This window comes from Frankia sp. CeD (genome assembly GCF_000732115.1).
GTDB lineage: Bacteria > Actinomycetota > Actinomycetes > Frankiales > Frankiaceae > Frankia > Frankia casuarinae.
Genome location: NZ_JPGU01000002.1, coordinates 24,287 through 43,205, shown reverse-complemented (window position 1 = coordinate 43,205; position 18,919 = coordinate 24,287). Strand labels below are relative to the sequence as shown.

Below are 18,919 nucleotides of genomic sequence, written 5' to 3'. Positions count from 1 at the left end.
GGCAGGCGCCAGCACGCGACCGCGGATCCGGAAGGCACACCGTGACGGGCATGCTCACAGCACAGCGGACGAGTCCGATCGAGCAGATCACCGCCGATCATCGACGGGTCTCGGTGGACCTCGGCTCACGCAGCTATCCGATCGATATCGGTCCCGGGGTCCGCCGAATCCTGCCCGACATCGTCGCGCGGATCGGCGCCCGGCGGGCCGTCATCGTCTCGGCGCGGCCGCAGGACGCGGTTCCCGACCCGGGCGTGCCGGTACTGCGGCTGGCCGCACGGGACGGCGAGGCGGACAAGAACCTGTCGAACGTCGAGGCGCTCTGCGGCCGGTTCGCGGCTTTCGGGCTGACCCGGTCGGACGTCGTCATCTCCTGCGGCGGGGGAACCACCACGGACGTCGTCGGGCTCGCCGCGGCATTGTACCACCGCGGCGTGGCGGTGGTACACCTCCCGACATCCCTGCTCGCCCAGGTGGACGCGAGCGTCGGCGGGAAGACGGCGGTGAACCTGCCCGCCGGCAAGAACCTCCTCGGTGCCTACTGGCAACCCAGCGCCGTCCTCTGCGACACCGACCACCTGCGGACCCTGCCCCGGCGGGAGTGGATCAACGGCTACGGCGAGATCGCGCGGGCCCACTTCATCGGCACCGGGGACCTGCGCGGTCTGCCGGTGACGGAGCAGATCACCGCCAGCGTGGCGCTCAAGGCCGCCGTCGTCGCTCGGGACGAACGGGACTCAAGCCTGCGCCACATCCTCAACTACGGCCACACCCTGGGGCATGCCCTGGAGCGCGTCACCGACTTCGTGCTGCGCCACGGTGAGGCGGTGGCGATCGGCACCGTGTTCGCCGGCCGTCTCGCCGGGGAGCTCGGCCGGATCGGGGACGATCGGGTCCGCGAGCACCTGGACGTGGTCCGCGGCTACGGGCTGCCGACGGCCCTGCCCACCGAGGCGGACGCCGCCGAACTCGTCGCCGTGATGCGTCTGGACAAGAAGTCGACGAACACCGGCCTCACCTTCGTGCTCGACGGTGCGGACGGCCCACAGCTGGTGGGCGACATTCCGGAGGACCTGGTCATGAAGACGCTCGGCGACATGCCGCGCGGGCCGCTGGCCTGACGCCCGTGCCACCGGCCGCGCATGCTGTCACGGGCGCCACCCGTCTGTTCGCCGTCGTCGGGGATCCCGTCGAACAGGTACAGGCGCCGTCGTTACTCAATCCGCTGTTCGACGAACTCGGGCTTGACGCCGTCCTCGTACCGGTGCACGCCCGGCAGGCGGACTTCCCCGCCGTGCTCGATGGACTCCGGCGCATCGAGAACCTGGACGGCATCCTGATCACGATTCCGCACAAGGCCGCCGCCTGCGCCCTTGCCGACGAACGCAGTCCGGCGGCCGCGATCAGCGGGAGCGCCAACGCACTGCGCCGCGGCCCGTCCGGGCGCTGGCAGGCCGACAACTTCGACGGAGCGGGATTCGTCCGGGGACTGACGGCCGCCGGACGTCCGGTGGCCGGAACGCGGGTCTCGCTACTGGGCGCGGGCGGCGCCGGCAGCGCCATCGCGGCCGCGCTGCTCGACGCCGGCAGCACACGGCTGTCGATCTACGATCCGGATCGGGAGAAGCGCGACGGCCTGCTCGCCCGCCTCGACGAGCATTGGCCGGACCGCGCCGTCGGCGTCGCGACACCCCTGCTGCACGATGTCGATCTCGCGGTGAACGCCACGCCGCTCGGCCTGCGTCCGAACGATCCGCTCCCCTTCCCGCCGGATGGGCTCGCGGCGGGCTGCGTCGTGGCGGACATCATCATGAAACCGCCCGACACCCGCCTGCTGCGGGCCGCGGCCGCACTCGGCCTGCCGACCCATCCGGGCATCCACATGCTCGCCCACCAGATCGGCTTCTACCGCTCGTTCTTCGATCTCGTCCCGGCGGCACCCGCCTGACGACCTGCGAGGGCTCATGCGTGCACCATCCCCAACCGGCTGTCTGGGTATCGACGTGGGCGGCACCAAGGTCGCGCTGCGCATCGAGGCCGCACAGGCCGGGACGGCACAGGCCAGGACAGCACAGGCCAGGACAGCACAGGCCGGGGCCGCACAGGCCGGGACGAACCCGATGGGAGGCGACGAGCAGATCGGCCCGAGCAGGCCGAGCGGACCGGAGGGTCCCGTCAGGCCGGTGGAGACAACCTTCCAGTGGTCGCCGTCGGCGACCGCCACCCAGGACATCGACGATCTCGCCGCACACGTTGCCGCGCTGACTGCCCGATGGGGCGGTCGGGTTGACGCCGTCGGCGTGGCGATGCCCGCGACCATCGACGCCGCCGGCCGGGTCACAACATGGCCGGGCCGGCCGGCCTGGACCGGGCTCGACCTCGGCGCCGCGCTGCGGGATCTGCTGCCGGGCAGCACCGTGGTCTGCGGCGACGACGGCGATCTGGCCGCGCTCGCAGAGGCGGACGCGGCCGGCTGTGAGAACGTGGTCTACCTGGGAGTCGGGACGGGCGTCGGCGGCGGGATCGTGCTCGGCGGCCGGTCCTGCCCGGGGCCCGGTCGCGGCTCCAGCGAGATCGGACATCTGATCATCTCGTCCGACGGGCCCAGCTGCGACTGCGGCCGCCGCGGATGTGTGCAGGCAACCGCGTCCGGGCCGGCCACCCTGCGCCGGGCCACCCAGCGGCGTGGTGCGGAGGTGACCTTCGCCGAACTGCGCGCAGCCTGGCTCGCGGCCGACGCCTGGGCGGTGCGGACGGTGGGCGAGAGTGCCGCGGCGATCGCCACGGCCGTCATCGGGCTGACCGAACTGCTGCATCCCGCGATGGCGGTGGTCGGCGGCGGGTTCGCGGCCGGCCTGCCTGGATTTCCGCGGGCGGTCGCCGAGCACGCCCAGACCCTTGCCCGTCCGGGACATCCGCCCGCGCCCGTCCGCCCAGCGTTGCTGGGCGGCCTGTCCTCCCTGTTCGGAGCGCTCCTGGCGGCTCAGTCGCCGGCGAGGATCGGCCGGCTGGCCTGAGCCGCGGGGACACCGGCGGTGCCGGCGGGTTCGACCGGGTGCGGCCGGAGAAGGGACAGCAACTCCGCGGGCCGGCGCAGCACCGCGTCCGGCCCGGCCGCGACCAGCTCGGCGCCGTCCGCCTCGCCCCACAGCGCGGCCACCGCCATCACGCCGGCCGCACGCGCGCTCTCCAGGTCGGCGACCGCGTCCCCGATCATCATCGCCTCATTCGGCGCCACGCCCAACAGCTCAAGTGCCCGGTTCACGATGTCCGGCGCCGGCTTGGGACGGGCGATCTCATCAGAGCCGATGACATAATCGAAGATCGGCAGAATGTCGAGCTCACCCAGCAGGTGCCGGGCCCGTGGACCCGCCTTGCCGGTGGCGACCGCGAGCCCGAGGCCGCGCTCGTGCAGGCTCCGCAGCAGCGCGGCGACCCCTTCGAAGAGCACCACCTGGTGGGCCAGCCGATAGCTCTCGCGGACGAACGGCTCCTCCATCTCCAGCGGCAAATTCATAATCCGCATGATGTCCGGGAAGTAGCGTCCCAGGTGCCGGTTGTACTGCTCGAACGGGGGCTCGCCGGGACCCACGACCTCGGCGTAGGCGATCGTGAACGCCTGCCGCATCACTCCGAAGCTGTCGACCAGCACCCCGTCGAGATCGAAGATGACCGCACGTTTCCGTGTTCCGGACGCCGCACCGGTCCCGATGGTCGTCCCCGCACCGGTCCCGGTGGTGGTCATGGCCGACCAGGGTTTCAGCTCAGTTCCCACGTGCCCCCCCGGGCTCGACGTTGGGTGCCGTTCGATATTCGTGACACAGGTCGTGACACAGGTCGTGGATGCGTGACCTCAGCGAGTCGCGTGCGCGAGCGGCGCGACGGACCGGTGCGAGCGCGCGGAGTCGTAGAACCTCTCGATGGCGGCGATCGTCGGGCGGACCTCCTCGATCGCCCGCCCCCGGGACGCGGGATCCGCCAGCAGCGCGGGCAGTTCATCGAGCTGGCGGCGGTACTCCGTTCCGATCGGTTCGTCGGGCACAGGCACCGCCACGGTCTCGCCGGCCCGGGTGCGGGTCAGAACCGAACGATCCTGCCGGTTTGGACCGAAACCGAACGTGCAGCGCAGCGACGCGGTGCCCGCGGCACCCTCGACGTTGATCAGGGTGACGTCCCGGGCCTCGTGCGAGGCCCAGCTCGCCCGCAACGACACCGAGACCCCGTTCTCGGTGACCAGGAAGCCACGTGCGGTGTCCTCGACGTCACCGCCGACGCCGACAGCCGGCCCGGTGCCATCGTCGTGACGCCAGGAGGCCGCCCAGGAGCCGTCGCTGACGAAGTCGTCCGAGATCGTCCCGACCACCTGCTGGAAACGGACGCTGCCCAGCAGCGGGGTGAGGGTGTCGAGCAGGTGCCAGCCGAGGTCTACCAGGGCTCCGCCGCCGGAGAGGTCCCGCCGGGTGAACCAGCCACCGGCGTCGGGAATGCCCCGGGCCCGGATCCAGGCGAGATCGACGTGCCGGATGGCACCGAGCCCGTCGGCGAGCTCGTAGAGCCGGCTGACATCCGCCCGGTACCGCGCGGCGCTCCCAGCGAGCAGGATGGTGTCGCCCGCGCGCTCGGCCGCCGCGAGCCGGTCGGCCTCGGCCGAGCTCAGGCACACCGGCTTCTCCAGGAAAACCGGAATACCGGCGCTCAGCAGCCGGGCTGCGATCTCGGCGTGCCGGTGGTTGGGCACCGCCACGACCGCGAGGTCGACCTGAGTCCGGTCGATCTCGTCGACGTCGGCGAGCACGGCCAGGCCCGGGTCGGCCCCGGCCGCCGCCCGGCGGGCCCCGGAATCGGAATCGACGGCCGTGACCACGACGAACTCCGGGTGTTCTCGCAGCCGGGGAAGCCAGATCGACCGGCCGGCCCAGCCCAGCCCCACCACGGCGACCCGCAGCGGAGTCCGCGTGGGGTTGCCGGTCTCGCCTCGGCTCACAGCTCGGCCAGGGTCTCGGCCACGATGGCCGCGACCTGGTGCATCTGTTCTTCGGTGCCGAGCAACGTCCGATGGTGCAGCCAGACGCCGTCCGCGCTGATCGCCTCGGTGTTCGGGCAGCGCTTCGCGATCTCGTCCACCGTTTCGTCCGGGGCACCGGTCTCCCAGAAGCCGTTGGACCGGTAGATCGCCCGGAACGCGGCGAAAGCGGGCAGCCCGCGGTCCACAAGGGCGTCGACGAACGCGTTGCGGCGCTCCTCACTGAACCCGGGCAACCGGAACATCGCCATGTAGTGCGGATTGCGGTCACACCGGTCGTCGCGGCCCTGCGGGACGACACCCGGGATGTCGGCAAGCGCGCCCGCCAGCACCGGCCAGCGCTCCTCACGCGTGTCAATCTGGCCGGCCAGGCGGCCGAGCTGGGCACGCAGGACCGCGGCGGAGAACTCGTTGAGCCGGAAATTCGACCCGGAGGTCTGGTGGAGGTACCGGCGGTCCGTGCGTGGCCGCCCGCAACTGTGCCGCAGGAAGCCGAGTTCGTACAGCTCGGCGTCGGGGAAGGTGACGGCGCCGCCCTCGCCGGCGGTCATGAGCTTGCCGTTCTGGAAGCTGAACGCCGCCACCGAGCCCAGCTCGCCGAGCTTCTTACCCTGCCACTGCGCACCGTGCGCGTGCGCCGCGTCCTGGATCAGCGGAACCCCGGCATCCGCGGACAGCTTCGCCAGGGCGTCCATGTCGCAGACCTGGCCCGCCATATGCACCGGCATGATCGCCCGAGTGCGCGGGGTCACCGCGGCCGCCGCGGCGGTGACCCCGATGCAGTACGTGCCCGGGTCGATGTCGACCGGCACGGCCACCGCGCCGAGGCGCTGGGCCGCCTGCGAGGAGGAGATGAAGGTGAACGCCGGCACGATGACCTCACTGCCGGGTCCGACCCCCAGGACCTGCAACGCGAGCTCCAACGCGTGCGTCCCGTTGGTTACGGCGAGGGCGTAGCCGGCCCCGTGGTAGGCAGCGAATTCCCGCTCGAAAGTGTCGACCTCACTGCCGCCCATGCGCCACCACTGGCCCTGTTCCAACGCCCGGATCAGACCACCGCGCTCCTCGTCGGAGTACTGCGGCCAGGCCGGCAACTCCGGCGCTGGCCGTGCTCTACCGATCATGATCCCCACCCTTTTCTTGCCCGTGACCGTATCGTTGTTCTTCGCGCCGGGATCGAGGTTCCGTCGGCGGTTCCATTATCGCGATCGGCGAAGGAATCTACGCGAGAGGNTGCATGACGGACGGTACCTCGGTACCCCCGGGTTCCCCATCGCCCTCCGGACATGACACGCTAATATCAACGGACAGACTACAGATAGACTTGATAAGAACACCCCAGCTGGCCCTTTCTGCTTGCAGGTGTCCAGCAGGTGGCTTTGCTATAAATGTGGGGTTCCGGATCAGAAACGCCGACCATCGAGCCGGCCAGCATGTCTGTGAGGCGCCGTGACCACGCTACTTCTCCTGAATGGCCCCAATCTGGGCATACTCGGCCGACGCCAGCCGGAAGTCTACGGCACGGCGACACTGGCCGATATCGAGGCGGCCGTCGCGGCTCGGATCTCGGACCGCGGATGGAAACTTGTCTCCGTACAACGNGAATCCGAAGGTGAATTGATCCACACCATTCAGGATAATTACGACTCGATCGGTGCGATCGTCAATCCAGGTGCGCTGATGATGTACGGCTGGAGCCTTCGTGACGCTTTGGCCAATTATCCGAACCCGTGGATCGAGGTCCATCTCTCCAATGTCTGGGCTCGGGAGTCCTTCCGGCACGAATCCATTCTCTCGGCGCTCGCCCGGGGAGTGATCGTCGGCCTGGGGGCCCTCGGATACGAGCTTGCCGCTCAGGCACTGCTGGACCTCGTCCCCACGCCGAGCTGAGACGTCCCGCCGGACCGGGAACGACTCTTCGGATGACTGGTCACGCGAAGTGGCGTTCGTATCCCCTTCCCGACGTGACCAGGCCACCCGCGACGTGGAACTCCCCCGCGCCGGGCCGGCCGGCGTCGGACGCACGAGCGCCCTCGGCCCGGTGTCATCTCCTCGGCCGTGTCGGTTCCTCGGCCGTGTCGGTTCCTCGGCCGTGTCGGTTCCTCGGCCGTGTCGGTCCGGCTCGGGCTTCCCGGCAGGCCGAAGAAGCAGGGTGGCGCATTGCTGGAATATGGCCGTATGACCCTTTAGGATATTTTTGAGTGATATGCCGCAAAGATCGGACCGGGGCCGTCGTACTTCCGCATCCGCAATGCCGGCGGGAGAGTGCCGCCCATGACAACGCACCCCGTTCACCCCGTTCATCCCGTTCATGAGGAACGGTCCTCCCAACGGACGATCATCCGCCGGGATTCGCCGATGGGCCTGGCAGTGGACCTGTCGGTGGGCCTGGCAGTGGCGGGCCCCNCCACCCCCNACCAGGNGACCACCTCCAGGCGACCACCTCCGCCGGGAGCGCGGTGAGCTACTCCTGCGCGGTGAGGGCGTGGGTGGCTGCCGCGGCAACGGCGGGGGCTAGCCGTGGNTGGTCGAGGGGAGGCAGCACGCTGCCGGGCGGCGTCTGACCGACGAGGGCGTGCACGGCGGCGAGGCGGGCAGCGGGGGTGACCGGGCGGCGAGTGGTGACGACCGCCCGCAGCAGTCCGGGCAGCGCGTGCAGCGGACGCGGGCCCGAGGTGGCGCGGGCCAGCGGAGGGGGCGTCTCCGGGCGGATCCGCAGGACGGGAACGCCCTTGGGCGGCGCCGCCAAGCCGATCAGGTCGACGATCAGATCGAGTTCGGGGGCAAGCAGGTGCAGCGGCTGGATGCCGTAGTCGACCGGATCGTAGAGGGTGATCTCGTGGAGGCCGACACCGATCAGTAAGCCGGCGAGATCGCCGCCCCGAGCCGGGTCCACGACGGCGACGCGGGCCCGCCCCGGCGCGATGTCACGCGCCCGGAGATGGTTGAGGACCGCGGCCGCGGCGGCGACGGCGAGACCGTCGTTGACGGTGTCGAGCAGCAGATGCGGGGCGGCGGACCGCAGCGCGGCGCGGGCGGCGTCGATGCGGCGGACATGCGTGTGGACCAGGACGGTGGCGGCGAATCCCGGAGCGATCATGCCGATCGCCGCGGCGAGCTCGGCGGCGGTACGGGCTGCGATCGGCATGGGGATGACGTCGAACCCGGTCGCCCGGTGCAGGTGGACCGCCTGGGACTCGACCGCTGGCAGGGCCGCCTCGGCGGCCAGCGGCTCAAAGTCCAAGACGGCGCTGCCGTCGGTGAGCAGCGCCACTCGGCGCGGCCGGCCGGTGAACCGGTCGGTGTGCGTCGGGTGCATGGCCAGGTGGCTGATGACGCGGCGGTCGGCGTCAGCGTCCAACAACGCAAGATCGTGACCGGNCGTGACCGACGCGCGGAGACACTGGGCGAGTTTGCCGGTCGACGCGACGGTGAAGACGGGATCCTCGGTCTGCAACAGGTCGGCACCCAGCCGCTCCCGCAGCGCCCGGACCAGCCAGGTCAATGTGGACCCGCTGTCGGCATCCAACGTGATCCGCCGGCCGCCCCCGGGATCCGGCTCGTCCGCGTAGCACGTCACGGGGCCGGGGGCTGCGGCGACGACNGCCTCGATGATCATCGTGGCCCGGTGCGGAACACGGACCGTGACGCTGTAGGCGGGGTTGACCCCGGCTGAACCGGCCGGACCGGCCGGACCAGGGGGCGTCACGCCGGCTCCACCCGTGCCCGACTCCGTCCGGTGCGCGCCGGTCCCCCAGCCGGCCCCTCGGCGGGGCTCCCCTCCGCGGGAGTCCCACCTGCGGGAGTCCCGGGCATCGGTCCACCACATTTCATGCTCATGAGGAGCTTGTCTCCGCTTCGCGCAACTCGGCCAACAGTCCGGCCTGCCCGGCCGCCATCTCGGTCAGAATCCGCCGGGCCGCGCGCATCAGCTCCGCCACGTCCCCGCCCGCGAGCGCGTACACCACCGTCGGGCCGTCCCGCGTCGCGGTCACGATCCCGGACCGGCGCAGCACCGCGAGCTGTTGGGAAAGGTTCGACGACTCCACCTCGATCGCGGCCAGGAGATCCCGCACCGGCATCGGCCCGTCCTGCAGCAACTCCAGCACCCTAATTCGCACCGGATGGCCAAGCATGCGAAAAAACTCCGCTTTAGCCTGGTACAGCGGAACCCGCCTCGTCACGAGCCACCTCCCGTCGACCCCACGCAGCTCCGGCCGAGGCCTACCGGCCGAGGTACCGGCCTGGCCGGAGTACCGGCGACCGCCCACCCAGAGATCACGCCGGCACGGTGAGTAGCGCCACGACCCGTTCGCGCCCGATGGCGACCTCCCCGCCAGTTACAGAATTTATCAACTGTTCGTTACCACACTTCGGAGTCGGGAAACAGCTCTTTATCGCACGGCACGGCTCTGCGGGGGCCGCTGTGTCCGAGATCTCGCCCACTCCATACTTTTTAGCATGTAAATTGAAGAAACCTTCAATTTTTCATCCCAGTATATGGGAGGATCGGATCCGCNTCGAGATGACGACGGGGCAGGCCGAGGACCCCCGGCCCCACTGCCCCGCCCCCATAAGGACGGCCCCGTCACGCTGGCCCAGGCCACTCGGCCGGCTGGAACTCGGCCGGCTCCTGCCCGGCCGGGCCGATATCGAGAGCATGCGCCGCCAGCCAGGCCGTGACCTGCTCGCGGGGATGACCGTCGCGGTGGTCGCGCTGCCGCTCGCGCTGGGATTCGGGGTCTCCTCCGGCCTCGGCGCGGCCGCCGGACTGGTGACGGCGATCGTGGCGGGTGCTCTCGCGGCGGTCTTCGGCGGGTCGAACCTGCAGGTGTCCGGGCCGACCGGCGCGATGACCGTCGTGCTCGTGCCGATCGTGCACCGGCACGGGCCGGCTGGTGTGCTGACCGTCGGGCTGCTCGCCGGGATGATCCTGCTCGCGCTCGCGGTCCTGCGGGTCGGCCGCTCCGTGCGATATGTGCCGGCGCCCGTGGTGGAGGGATTCACCGTCGGCATCGCCGCGGTGATCTTCCTTCAGCAGGTTCCCTCGGCCCTGGGGGTGCACGCCCGAAACGGTGACCGGGTGACCGGCGTGGCCTGGGCGGCCGTGGCCGACTTCGTCCACCGGCCGCACTGGCTCGCGCTGGCGCTCGCCGTCGGCGTCGCGGCGACGATGCTGGTCGGCGCCCGGCTGCGGCCCACGGTCCCGTTCTCGCTGCTCGCCGTGGCCCTCGCGACGGCCCTCGTCACGGCCCGCGAGTGGGACGTCACGACCCTCGGCGCAATCCCCGCCACCCTGCCCGGTCCCTCGCTCGGCTTCCTCGACATCACCGCGATCCCGACGCTCGCCACGGCCGCCGTCGCCGTGGCCGCGCTCGCAGCCTTGGAGAGCCTGCTCTCGGCCAGTGTGGCCGACGGGATGACCGTCGGCCAGAACCACGACCCCGACCGGGAGCTATTCGGCCAAGGGCTGGCCAACCTCGCCGTCCCGCTGTTCGGCGGGGTGCCCGCCACCGGCGCGATCGCCCGCACCGCGGTCAACGTCCGCTCGGGTGCCTCGTCCCGGCTCGCCGCCCTCGCGCACGCCGTGGTCCTCGCCGGGGTGATGCTCGCAGCCGCTCCCCTGGTCGCGCGCATCCCGCTCGCCGCGCTCGCCGGTGTTCTGCTCGCCACGGCGGTGCGGATGGTCGAGGTCTCCTCGTTGCGCACCCTCGGCCGTGCGTCACACTCCGATGCCCTGGTCATGGCGCTGACCGCCGGGGCGACCCTGGCGCTCGACCTCGTCATCGCCGTCGTCCTCGGCCTCGCGGTCGCCGGCGCCCTCGCCCTGCGCGCAATCGCCCGAACCGCGCGGGTCGAGGAGGTGCCGCTGGACCCCGGCGATCATCACGATTCCGAACACGCGCTACTCGCCGAGCACATCGTCGCCTACCGTATCGACGGCCCCCTGTTCTTCGCCGCCGCCCACCGCTTCCTGCTGGAGCTCACCGAGGTGGCCGACGTCGAGATCCTCATCCTCCGGCTGTCCCGGGTCAGCGCCGTCGACGGCACCGGCGCCCTCGTCCTGCGCGACGTCATCGACCGGCTCGAACACCGCGGCGTCAAGGTGTATGTGTCGGGGCTGCGACCCGAGCATGCCAAAGCGGTGGCCGCCGTCGGTCTGGTGGACCGGCTGCGCGGCCAGGGACGCCTGTTCGACTCCACCCCGTCGGCCATCCAGGCTGCCCGGGACCATCTCCACCACACCGGCGCCCTGGCTGCCGTCCCCACCTGAGCCCACGCGGCGTTAGCCCACGCGGCGTTAGCCCACGCGGCGCTAGCCGCGGTCGCGCGGCTCGCGACGCAGCCCGCCCCACAGGGGACTCTGGTCCCACCAGCCGGAGGCTGGCGATCGACATGACGGATGTGCCCCAGGCAGGAATCGGACCTGCGGCCTACCGCTTAGGAGGCGGTCGCTCTATCCACTGAGCTACTGGGGCCGGCGAGGGACACCGGGTCTGGCTCGTGCAACAGATCATACGGGGCCGCGGAGCAGCCGGCCCGAGGGGACACCATGGATTCCGATCGGCAAGGCATCCGCACACCGTCCACAGCCCGTCGGCACGCTCGATCTACCGCAACGACCGATTATTACCGAAGGCTAATGACCGCCATCGAGGACCGTGGCCGCCCGGCACTGTGTACCGGCACAGCGCGATCAGCCGAACTGCTCGGCCATCTCGACGAGTTCCTTGCATTTCGGACAGATCGGGAAACGCGAGGGGTCCCGCACCGGTTCGAACTTGTAGCCGCACAACGCCGTAACCCGGCCACCCTCGATGGACGCGCGAACGATCTCCTCACGACGAGCGTAGTGAGAGTGATCGTCACCTTCGTCCGTCTGGGTGTTCGATGTCTCGGGCGCGATCTGAGTCGTGCTCATGGCGTCGAGTCTAGTGCCGCGGGCGCCGATGCCGGCCCTGGGTGCAAGCCCGCGCGCGGGACGGGTGCCGCACGAGGACACGCCGCCGGNCCGAGGCCATACCCGCCGAACCGAGGCCATGGAACACGTCGTGGAACACCGACCCCGGTCCGGGGGAAGGGGCCGACGGGACATCGAAACCGGCCAGCCGGCATGGTCTTCGGGGGGCAGATGGCTCTTGTGAGTCCCAGGCTGAGCGTACCCTGGAGAGGACGAAGGAGACCGGTGACTGGATTGATCGACAGTACCGAGATGTACCTCCGAACCCTGTACGAGCTGAGGGAGGAGGGCATCCCCCCGCTGCGCGCGCGTCTGGTGGAGCGCCTGCATGTCAGCGCGCCGGCCGCGAGCGAGTCGACGGCTCGTCTGGCCAACGAGGGGCTGGTGTGCCTCGCCGACGACCGGACCGTGCAGTTCACGGAGAAGGGCCTGCTGCGGGCCACCGCCGTCATGCGCAAGCACCGCTTGGCCGAGCTGCTGCTCACGAAGGTCATCGGGTTGGACTGGGCGCTGGTACACAACGAGGCCTGTCGGTGGGAGCATGTAATCTCCGACGAGGTCGAGGCGCGCCTCACCGTCCTGCTCGGCGATCCGAAGCGCTGCCCGTTCGGTAACGAGATCCCGCCTTCCCAGCAGCACCACACCACGGCACGGCCGGCTTCCGCCCCGGTGAGCCTACTGGCGTCGGCCGACCTCGCCTCGTCCGGCGGTGGCAGGCCGGTCACGGTGAGCTGGATCTCCGAGCGGTTGCAGACNGACGAAAGCATCATGCGCCGGCTTCAGGACGCCGCGATCGTCCCCGGTGCGCAGATCACGCCGGGCTCCCGCGGCAACCTGATCCACATCGTCACTCCCAACGGCCAGACCGACGCGGAGATCAGCCGTAGCACCGCGGCTCTCGTTTACGTCGACCGCTGAGTCGACCGCTGAGTCNTCGCCCACGGCACCGTCGCCGTCGCCATCCTGATCGCTTCCGCCAGCGGCCGATGGTGTCACGCTCCCGGCCGCACACCCCCCCGGAAGCTCGACCACCAGATCTTCTCCACCTTGACCACCTCCCCGGTCCGCGGAGCGTGGATCATCTTCCCGCCCCCGATGTAGATCCCGACATGATCAAGATCGGCATGGAAGAAGACGAGATCGCCGGGAATGAGGCCCGCCCGGTTCACGCGGCGCCCCTCATTCCATTGTGATCCGGTGTAGTGGCTCAGCGAGACCCCGGCCTTCCCCCAGACCCACTGCGTCAGGCCGGAGCAGTCGAAGGACTTCGGCCCCGCCGCAGCCCACACGTAGGGCTTGCCCAGCTGGGCGTATGCCTCCTGCACCGCGCGCGACGCGCCACCGCCGCCCGTCGGCGGGATGGGTGCCGGGGTAGTCGGGGCCGCGGCGAACGCCCGGCCCGCGGCCGCGACCGCGGCCGACTCCTTCCGATAACGGACCCGTTCGGCCGCGGCCTTCCTGGCCGCCGATGCCGCGGCGGCGGCCGCCGCCGCCCTGCGGGCCCGCGCGGCGGCGGCTTGGCGCTCCCTGGCCCGCCGCTCCAGCGATGCGTAGCGGGATTCGAGCCGCTGCAGCAGGCTGCGCTGCTCGGCGGCGGACGCCTCGATGGACCGCTTCCGTGCGGCGAGCCGCATGACGATCTTCCTCTTGCCCGCAAGTGCCACGTCAGCGCTCCGGCGTGCCTCGGTGAGATCCCGACGCGCGAGCCGCAGGCCAGTGTCCGCCACGCGTTGCCGGCGGGCCAGCGCATCGACCGCACCGGCCCGGTCGAGTACCTGTCGGGGGTCGCCGGTCAGCAGCAACGACAGTTGCCCGAATCCCCCGGCCCGATTCGCCGACACCGCCAACCCCCGGTGTTTGTCCGAGGCCTGCCGTACAGCGTCGTCAGCGCGGTCGACCCGCCCGGCCGCGGCAGCCGCGGCCCGCTCGGCCTCGGCCAGCCGAATACGTTCGGCGTTGAACACCTCAGTGGCAATCGCCGTCTGACGAGTGGATTCGTCCAGCCGTACCCGGGTACCGTTGATCTCCGCCTGCAGGCTCTGCAGGCTCTGCAGGCTCTGCAGGCTCTGCGGGCTCTCCGGGCTCTCCGGGCTCTCCGGGCTCTCCGGGGCCGACCCGGAGGCCGGAGTCGTCGGCGCCGCCCAGGCGGATCCGGCAAACCCCCAGACAACCGGAGGTCCGGCGACGAGAATGCCGACCAGTCCGAGAACAATGGGCGCTCCGGCTTTCGGACGCCATCCGGTCGGATCGTTCCCGGTCGGCTGGGGATCGTCGGTCGGGCCGGCGGCGGGAGTCTGCCTTGCGACGTGTTTCGAAGTTCGCCGGCCGAACCCGGATGGCGGGACATCACGGGGACGGCGGGGCCCGGGGCGCGGTTCGCCGGCGCTATGCCAGCCCTCCGTGGGGACACTGCTCACACTGCCGGACGGTAACTCTATGCAGTTATACAGTCACGGAAGCACGCCGCGACGAGCGGAGAGTCTCCAAGCACCCACCGCCAGCCGATGAGATCGGGTCACAGGCCACCCAATTTAGCGATTTCACATGCCAGAAACAGCTAAGACANAGGTCGGGAACAGATCTTGCCGACTCTTCGGACCCGAGGATCCGGGACGAGCGCAGCGTGGCCGGGGACCGGGTGAGCGCAGTCCGCGCATCGCGCGGGGAATGACAGGAGAGACATGGACAAATTGAATTCGGGCGATACCGCGTGGATGCTCATCAGTTCCGCGATCGTGCTGTTCATGACGCCCGGACTGGCGTTCTTCTACGGTGGCATGGTCCGAGCGAAGAACGTGCTCGGAATGATCATGCAGAACTTCTTCTGCATCGGGATCGTCACGCTGATCTGGTCGGTCATCGGGTTCAGCGTCGCGTTCGGCGAGGGTAACGGCTTCTGGGGCGGATTCGACTTCTTCGCTCTCCAGGACCTCTCCGGCAGCGACGGCGCGATCCCGTACGTCGTGTTCGTCGCCTTCCAGCTGATGTTCGCGATCATCACGCCCGCCCTCATCACCGGCGCGATCGCCGATCGCATGAAGTTCAGCGCCTTCGCGATCTTCATCCCGCTCTGGTCGCTGCTGGTCTACTCGCCGATCGCACACTGGGTGTGGGCGAGCAAGGGCTGGTTGTTCGAGCGCGGCGCGATGGACTTCGCGGGCGGCACGGTCGTCCACGCCAACGCCGGTATCGCNGCGATCGTGCTGGCGCTGGTCCTCGGCAAGCGGGCCGGTTGGCCGACCGGCGACTTCCGCCCCCACAACGTCCCGTTCGTTCTCCTGGGCACCGGCATCCTGTGGGTCGGATGGTTCGGGTTCAACGCGGGTTCCGCGCTGGGCGCCAACAAGGTCGCCGGATACGCCCTGCTCAACACCCAGATCGCGACCGGCGTCGCGATCCTCGGATGGCTCGCGGTCGAGCAGCTGCGCGACGGCAAGGCGACCACCCTGGGAGCCGCCTCCGGCGCGGTCGCGGGTCTGGTGGCCATCACCCCGGCCTGTGGTTTCGTCTCTCCGATGGGTTCGATCGCCATCGGCGGCATCGCCGGCGTCGTCTGCGCCCTGGCCACCTCGATCAAGGGCAAGGTCGGCATCGACGACTCGCTCGACGTCGGTGCGGTCCACCTGGTCGGCGGTGTGCTCGGAGCCCTGCTGACCGGCCTCTTCGCCACCGTCGACACGAACGAGGCCGGCAAGGACGGTGTCTTCTACGGCGGCCCGTGGAGCGTCTTCGGGGAACAGGCGCTCGCCGTCGGCGCGACGCTGGGCTACTCGGCCGTCGTGACGGCGATCATCGCTCTCGCCCTGAAGTACACCATCGGTCTCCGGCTGAACGCCGACGACGAGATCGCCGGCATGGACGAGGCGTTGCACGGGGAGACGGCGTACCGCTTCACGTCCATCGGCGGTAGCGGCTCGCTGTCCACGAGCAGCATCAGCCCCGTCAAGGTGCCCGAGGAGGCCCAGGCATGACCAAGCTCGTCACCGCCGTCATCAAGCCGTTCAAGGTCGACGACGTGAAGGCGGCGCTCGAGACCCTGGGCGTGCACGGACTGACGATCTCCGAGGTCCAGGGCTACGGCCGGCAGAAGGGCCACACCGAGGTCTACCGCGGCGCCGAGTACAAGGTCGACTTCGTGCCAAAGATCAAGATCGAGGTGGTCGTCGCGGACGGGGCGGTCGACGATCTGGTCGCGGCGATCACGTCGTCGGCGCAGACCGGCAAGATCGGCGACGGCAAGATCTGGGTCGTTCCGGTCGAGTCGGTGGTACGGGTCCGTACCGGCGAGCGGGGGGCGGACGCGCTGTAGTANTGCCGGGCGTGGCAACGCCACCGCGGCACGGCTCCATCGCACCACCCGACTCCATCCATCACTGTTACCACGCACCCCCGGCACCCGGCACCACGCACCACCCGCGACACCGCACGAGCTGGTNCCACCCGAGACCACAGTTGCGCTGGTGCGCGTTTCTGTGTCCTCGGCTCGGCGCTCCACTGGCCGTGATCGATCCGGACCCGAGATCGATCACGGCCAGACGGCCGAACGGAGGAGGACAGCCATGACGGACCGCCTGGAGATCCTCAAGGGCCGCTCCGAGCACCTGCCCACGGCGACCGGCCCACGGCTGCGCCGCATCCTCACCGACCTCGCCGACGATGCCCTAGTCGACCTGTTCGGCGATCCCGGACCGGGAATTGCCCTGGTGGCCGTCGGCGGCTACGGACGCGCGGAACCCGCGTTCGGCAGCGATCTCGACCTCGTCCTCGTCCACGACGGCAAACGGAACGACATCTCCGCCGTCGCCGACGCGGTCTGGTATCCGCTGTGGGATTCGGGGGTGGGCCTCGATCACAGCGTGCGCACCGTCGACGAGGCCATCATGGTGGCCGACGGTGACCTCAAGGCCGCGCTCGGCCTGCTCGACGCCCGCCACGTCGCGGGTGACGCGACGCTGGCCACGCAGCTCGCCCAGCGGGCTCGCGCCCGGTGGCGGTCCCATGCCCCGAAACGACTACCCGAGCTCGCCGAGGCCGTCGCGGAACGGGCCACCCGACTCGGTGAGGTCGCGTTCCTGCTCGAACCCGACCTGAAGGAATCCCGCGGCGGGCTGCGTGACGTCCATGCCCTGCACGCCCTCGCGGCGGCCTGGGTCGCCGAGTCCCCCCCCGCGCGGGTGATCGCCGCCGGTCAGGTGCTGCTCGATGCCCGCGGCGAGATCCGCCGGCTGAGCCGGGGACGAGCCCACGATCGGCTCCTGCTCCAGGACTCCGAGTCGCTCGCCACCATGCTCGGCTACGCCGACGCGTTCGCGCTCGCGCACGCGGTCGCCGACGCCGGACGCGCCATCTCCTGGACCTGGGACACCACCTGGTACCGGGTCGCGGCCGGCCTGCGGTCGGTGGCGCGGTGGCGCGGTGGCGGCCGGCGGCCGGCCCGCCGCCCCCTCGGCGAAGGGGTGGTCGACCAGGACGGCGAGGTCCAGCTCGCCCGGGACGTCGATCCGGCGAAGGACCCGGTCCTGGTGCTGCGGGCCGCCGCCGCGGCCGCACGAAGCGGGCTCCCGTTGGGCCGCTACGCCGTCGACCGGCTGGCCCGGGAGGCCCCACCGATGCCCGACCCCTGGCCTGACGCCGCCCGTGACGCGCTGGTCGCGCTGCTGGCCACCGGCGACGCGGCCGTGGGGGTGCTGGAATCCCTCGACCAGGTGGGGCTGCTCGTCCGGCTCATCCCGGAGTGGGCGGCGGTGCGCAGCAGACCGCAACGCAATCCCTACCACCGCTATACCGTCGACCGGCATCTGATGGAGGCCGCGGCGCGGGCCGCCGCGCACACCCGCGAGGTGGACCGGCCGGATCTGTTGCTGCTCGGCGCCCTCCTGCACGATATCGGTAAGGGCTTCCCCGGCGACCACACCGACGCGGGCATCGTGCAGATCGAACGGATCGGCCCGCGGCTGGGTCTGCCGCCCGAGGACGTCGACGTGCTTGTCGCCATGGTCCGCCACCACCTGCTTCTCGGCGAGGCCGCGACCAGGCGGGACATCGACGATCCCGGGACAATCGCGAGCGTCGCCGCGTCCGCCGGCAGCGTGCGGATCCTCACCCTGCTGCACCGACTGACCGAGGCCGACTCCCGGGCCACCGGTCCGACCGCGTGGAACGCCTGGAAGGCGCGGCTGATCGGTGACCTCGTCGAGCGGGCCCGAGCCGTCCTCGGCGGCGAGCGGGTCCCGTGTCCCCCGAGCCTCGACGATCGGCAGCGTGGCCTACTCGCGCTGCCCGACGAGCACGTCGTCCAGGTCAATCCGCTGCCGGACGAGGGCATGTTCGAGATCGTGGTGGTCAACGCCGACCACGTCGGGCTGCTGGCGATCATCGCTGGTGTCCTCGCGCTGAACCGATTGGACATCCGGCGGGCCTCGGCCCGGAGGAACGGCGGTCGGGCGCTGCTGCAGGCCGCCGTGGCGGCGCCGCACGAACGGGTACCGGAACCGGCGCGGTTGCTCGCCGACCTGCGGGCCGCGCTCGCCGGCACCCTCGACGTCGCCGGTCGGCTCGCCGCCCGGGAACGCGACTACGCCCGGGCCAGGCGGTGGACCACGCCCGGCGCCCCTCAGGTGATCTTCGATGACGACCTGGGATCGATGACCGTGATCGAGGTGCGCGCCCCAGACCAGGCCGGCGTGCTGTACCGGATCGTACGGGCGCTGTCCGGGTTGCGACTCGATGTCGCCACCGCCATCGTCGCGACCCTCGGACTAGACGTGGTGGACGCCTTCTACGTGCGGGAGGCCGATGGTGGTCCGGTGGCGGACGGCGGACGGCGCCGTGAGATCGCGGACGCGATCCTCGCGGCCCTGGGACCGATGGAACCCATAGACCGCGCGGAACCGGCGGGCCGGACCACACAGACGTGATCCAGCCCGCCGGGATCC

General features: G+C 70.7%; 16 protein-coding genes and 1 tRNA gene. 9 read left to right on the top strand and 8 right to left on the bottom strand.

Annotated features, from left to right (window positions below):
- Positions 1–50: 50 nt before the first annotated feature.
- From CED_RS01710 to CED_RS01700, 3 genes are read left to right on the top strand one after another with little or no spacing between them, the layout of a single operon-like run.
- The gene (locus CED_RS01710; protein ID WP_011434899.1) at positions 51–1,121 is read left to right on the top strand and encodes a 3-dehydroquinate synthase; all 1,071 of its coding nucleotides are present in this window, start codon (positions 51–53) and stop codon (positions 1,119–1,121) included.
- Positions 1,122–1,126: 5 nt separating this feature from the next.
- Complete coding sequence (locus CED_RS01705; protein ID WP_011434898.1) at positions 1,127–1,948, top strand: shikimate dehydrogenase; 822 nt, start codon at positions 1,127–1,129, stop codon at positions 1,946–1,948.
- A gap of 16 nt (positions 1,949–1,964) precedes the next feature.
- Positions 1,965–3,017: an ROK family protein gene (locus CED_RS01700; protein ID WP_023839846.1), complete on the top strand. Its 1,053-nt coding sequence runs from the start codon at positions 1,965–1,967 to the stop codon at positions 3,015–3,017.
- Here the strand turns inward: CED_RS01700 and CED_RS01695 are convergent.
- From CED_RS01695 to CED_RS01685, 3 genes are all read right to left on the bottom strand, one after another.
- Positions 2,984–3,745, bottom strand: coding sequence for an HAD-IA family hydrolase (locus CED_RS01695; RefSeq protein ID WP_023839847.1), 762 nt, complete (start codon positions 3,743–3,745; stop codon positions 2,984–2,986). The two genes, CED_RS01700 and CED_RS01695, sit on opposite strands and share 34 nt — an antisense overlap.
- 108 nt (positions 3,746–3,853) lie before the next feature.
- On the bottom strand, positions 3,854–4,984 hold the full coding sequence (locus tag CED_RS01690; protein WP_023839848.1) for a Gfo/Idh/MocA family protein: 1,131 nt from the start codon (positions 4,982–4,984) through the stop codon (positions 3,854–3,856).
- Positions 4,981–6,147 carry a DegT/DnrJ/EryC1/StrS family aminotransferase gene (locus CED_RS01685; protein WP_023839849.1) on the bottom strand — a complete coding sequence of 389 codons (1,167 nt, stop codon included), beginning with the start codon at positions 6,145–6,147 and terminating at the stop codon, positions 4,981–4,983. Before CED_RS01685 ends, CED_RS01690 begins: the two co-directional genes overlap by 4 nt.
- 325 nt (positions 6,148–6,472) lie before the next feature.
- On the opposite strand from CED_RS01685, the gene CED_RS01680 reads away from it, so the two are divergent.
- Positions 6,473–6,913 (top strand): type II 3-dehydroquinate dehydratase, encoded by a 441-nt coding sequence (locus CED_RS01680; protein ID WP_023839850.1) that lies wholly within the window; start codon positions 6,473–6,475, stop codon positions 6,911–6,913.
- Positions 6,914–7,487: 574 nt separating this feature from the next.
- Here CED_RS01680 and CED_RS01675 read toward each other — a convergent pair.
- Positions 7,488–8,732 (bottom strand): hypothetical protein, encoded by a 1,245-nt coding sequence (locus tag CED_RS01675; protein ID WP_035908393.1) that lies wholly within the window; start codon positions 8,730–8,732, stop codon positions 7,488–7,490.
- Positions 8,733–8,859: 127 nt separating this feature from the next.
- Positions 8,860–9,207, bottom strand: coding sequence for a helix-turn-helix transcriptional regulator (locus CED_RS01670; RefSeq protein ID WP_023839852.1), 348 nt, complete (start codon positions 9,205–9,207; stop codon positions 8,860–8,862).
- A gap of 341 nt (positions 9,208–9,548) precedes the next feature.
- Here CED_RS01670 and CED_RS01665 point away from each other — a divergent pair, with 341 nt between their 5' ends.
- Positions 9,549–11,297 carry a SulP family inorganic anion transporter gene (locus tag CED_RS01665; protein WP_011434890.1) on the top strand — a complete coding sequence of 583 codons (1,749 nt, stop codon included), beginning with the start codon at positions 9,549–9,551 and terminating at the stop codon, positions 11,295–11,297.
- A 132-nt stretch (positions 11,298–11,429) separates the two neighbouring features.
- Here CED_RS01665 and CED_RS01660 read toward each other — a convergent pair.
- A tRNA-Arg gene (locus tag CED_RS01660) sits at positions 11,430–11,502 on the bottom strand.
- A 218-nt stretch (positions 11,503–11,720) separates the two neighbouring features.
- Positions 11,721–11,945 carry a DUF3039 domain-containing protein gene (locus CED_RS01655; protein ID WP_023839854.1) on the bottom strand — a complete coding sequence of 75 codons (225 nt, stop codon included), beginning with the start codon at positions 11,943–11,945 and terminating at the stop codon, positions 11,721–11,723.
- A gap of 264 nt (positions 11,946–12,209) precedes the next feature.
- On the opposite strand from CED_RS01655, the gene CED_RS01650 reads away from it, so the two are divergent.
- Positions 12,210–12,902, top strand: coding sequence for a metal-dependent transcriptional regulator (locus tag CED_RS01650; protein WP_023839855.1), 693 nt, complete (start codon positions 12,210–12,212; stop codon positions 12,900–12,902).
- A 74-nt stretch (positions 12,903–12,976) separates the two neighbouring features.
- Here CED_RS01650 and CED_RS01645 read toward each other — a convergent pair whose 3' ends face one another.
- Positions 12,977–14,401 carry a C40 family peptidase gene (locus tag CED_RS01645; protein WP_051868628.1) on the bottom strand — a complete coding sequence of 475 codons (1,425 nt, stop codon included), beginning with the start codon at positions 14,399–14,401 and terminating at the stop codon, positions 12,977–12,979.
- Positions 14,402–14,665: 264 nt separating this feature from the next.
- Here CED_RS01645 and CED_RS01640 point away from each other — a divergent pair, with 264 nt between their 5' ends.
- The 3 genes from CED_RS01640 (at position 14,666) to CED_RS01630 (ending at position 18,901) form a co-directional block, all read left to right on the top strand.
- Complete coding sequence (locus CED_RS01640; RefSeq protein ID WP_011434887.1) at positions 14,666–15,955, top strand: ammonium transporter; 1,290 nt, start codon at positions 14,666–14,668, stop codon at positions 15,953–15,955.
- Positions 15,952–16,293 (top strand): P-II family nitrogen regulator, encoded by a 342-nt coding sequence (locus CED_RS01635; protein ID WP_011434886.1) that lies wholly within the window; start codon positions 15,952–15,954, stop codon positions 16,291–16,293. Before CED_RS01640 ends, CED_RS01635 begins: the two co-directional genes overlap by 4 nt.
- A gap of 250 nt (positions 16,294–16,543) precedes the next feature.
- On the top strand, positions 16,544–18,901 hold the full coding sequence (locus CED_RS01630; protein WP_035908390.1) for a [protein-PII] uridylyltransferase: 2,358 nt from the start codon (positions 16,544–16,546) through the stop codon (positions 18,899–18,901).
- Positions 18,902–18,919 lie beyond the last annotated feature (18 nt).

Coding starts and splice junctions, on each gene's coding strand:
- CED_RS01710 (WP_011434899.1), top strand. CDS start 51: ATGCTCACAGCACAGCGGACGAGTCCGATCGAGCAGATCACCGCCGAT.
- CED_RS01700 (WP_023839846.1), top strand. CDS start 1,965: ATGCGTGCACCATCCCCAACCGGCTGTCTGGGTATCGACGTGGGCGGC.
- CED_RS01695 (WP_023839847.1), bottom strand. CDS start 3,745: ATGACCACCACCGGGACCGGTGCGGGGACGACCATCGGGACCGGTGCG.
- CED_RS01685 (WP_023839849.1), bottom strand. CDS start 6,147: ATGATCGGTAGAGCACGGCCAGCGCCGGAGTTGCCGGCCTGGCCGCAG.
- CED_RS01665 (WP_011434890.1), top strand. CDS start 9,549: ATGACGACGGGGCAGGCCGAGGACCCCCGGCCCCACTGCCCCGCCCCC.
- CED_RS01655 (WP_023839854.1), bottom strand. CDS start 11,945: ATGAGCACGACTCAGATCGCGCCCGAGACATCGAACACCCAGACGGAC.
- CED_RS01635 (WP_011434886.1), top strand. CDS start 15,952: ATGACCAAGCTCGTCACCGCCGTCATCAAGCCGTTCAAGGTCGACGAC.
- CED_RS01630 (WP_035908390.1), top strand. CDS start 16,544: ATGACGGACCGCCTGGAGATCCTCAAGGGCCGCTCCGAGCACCTGCCC.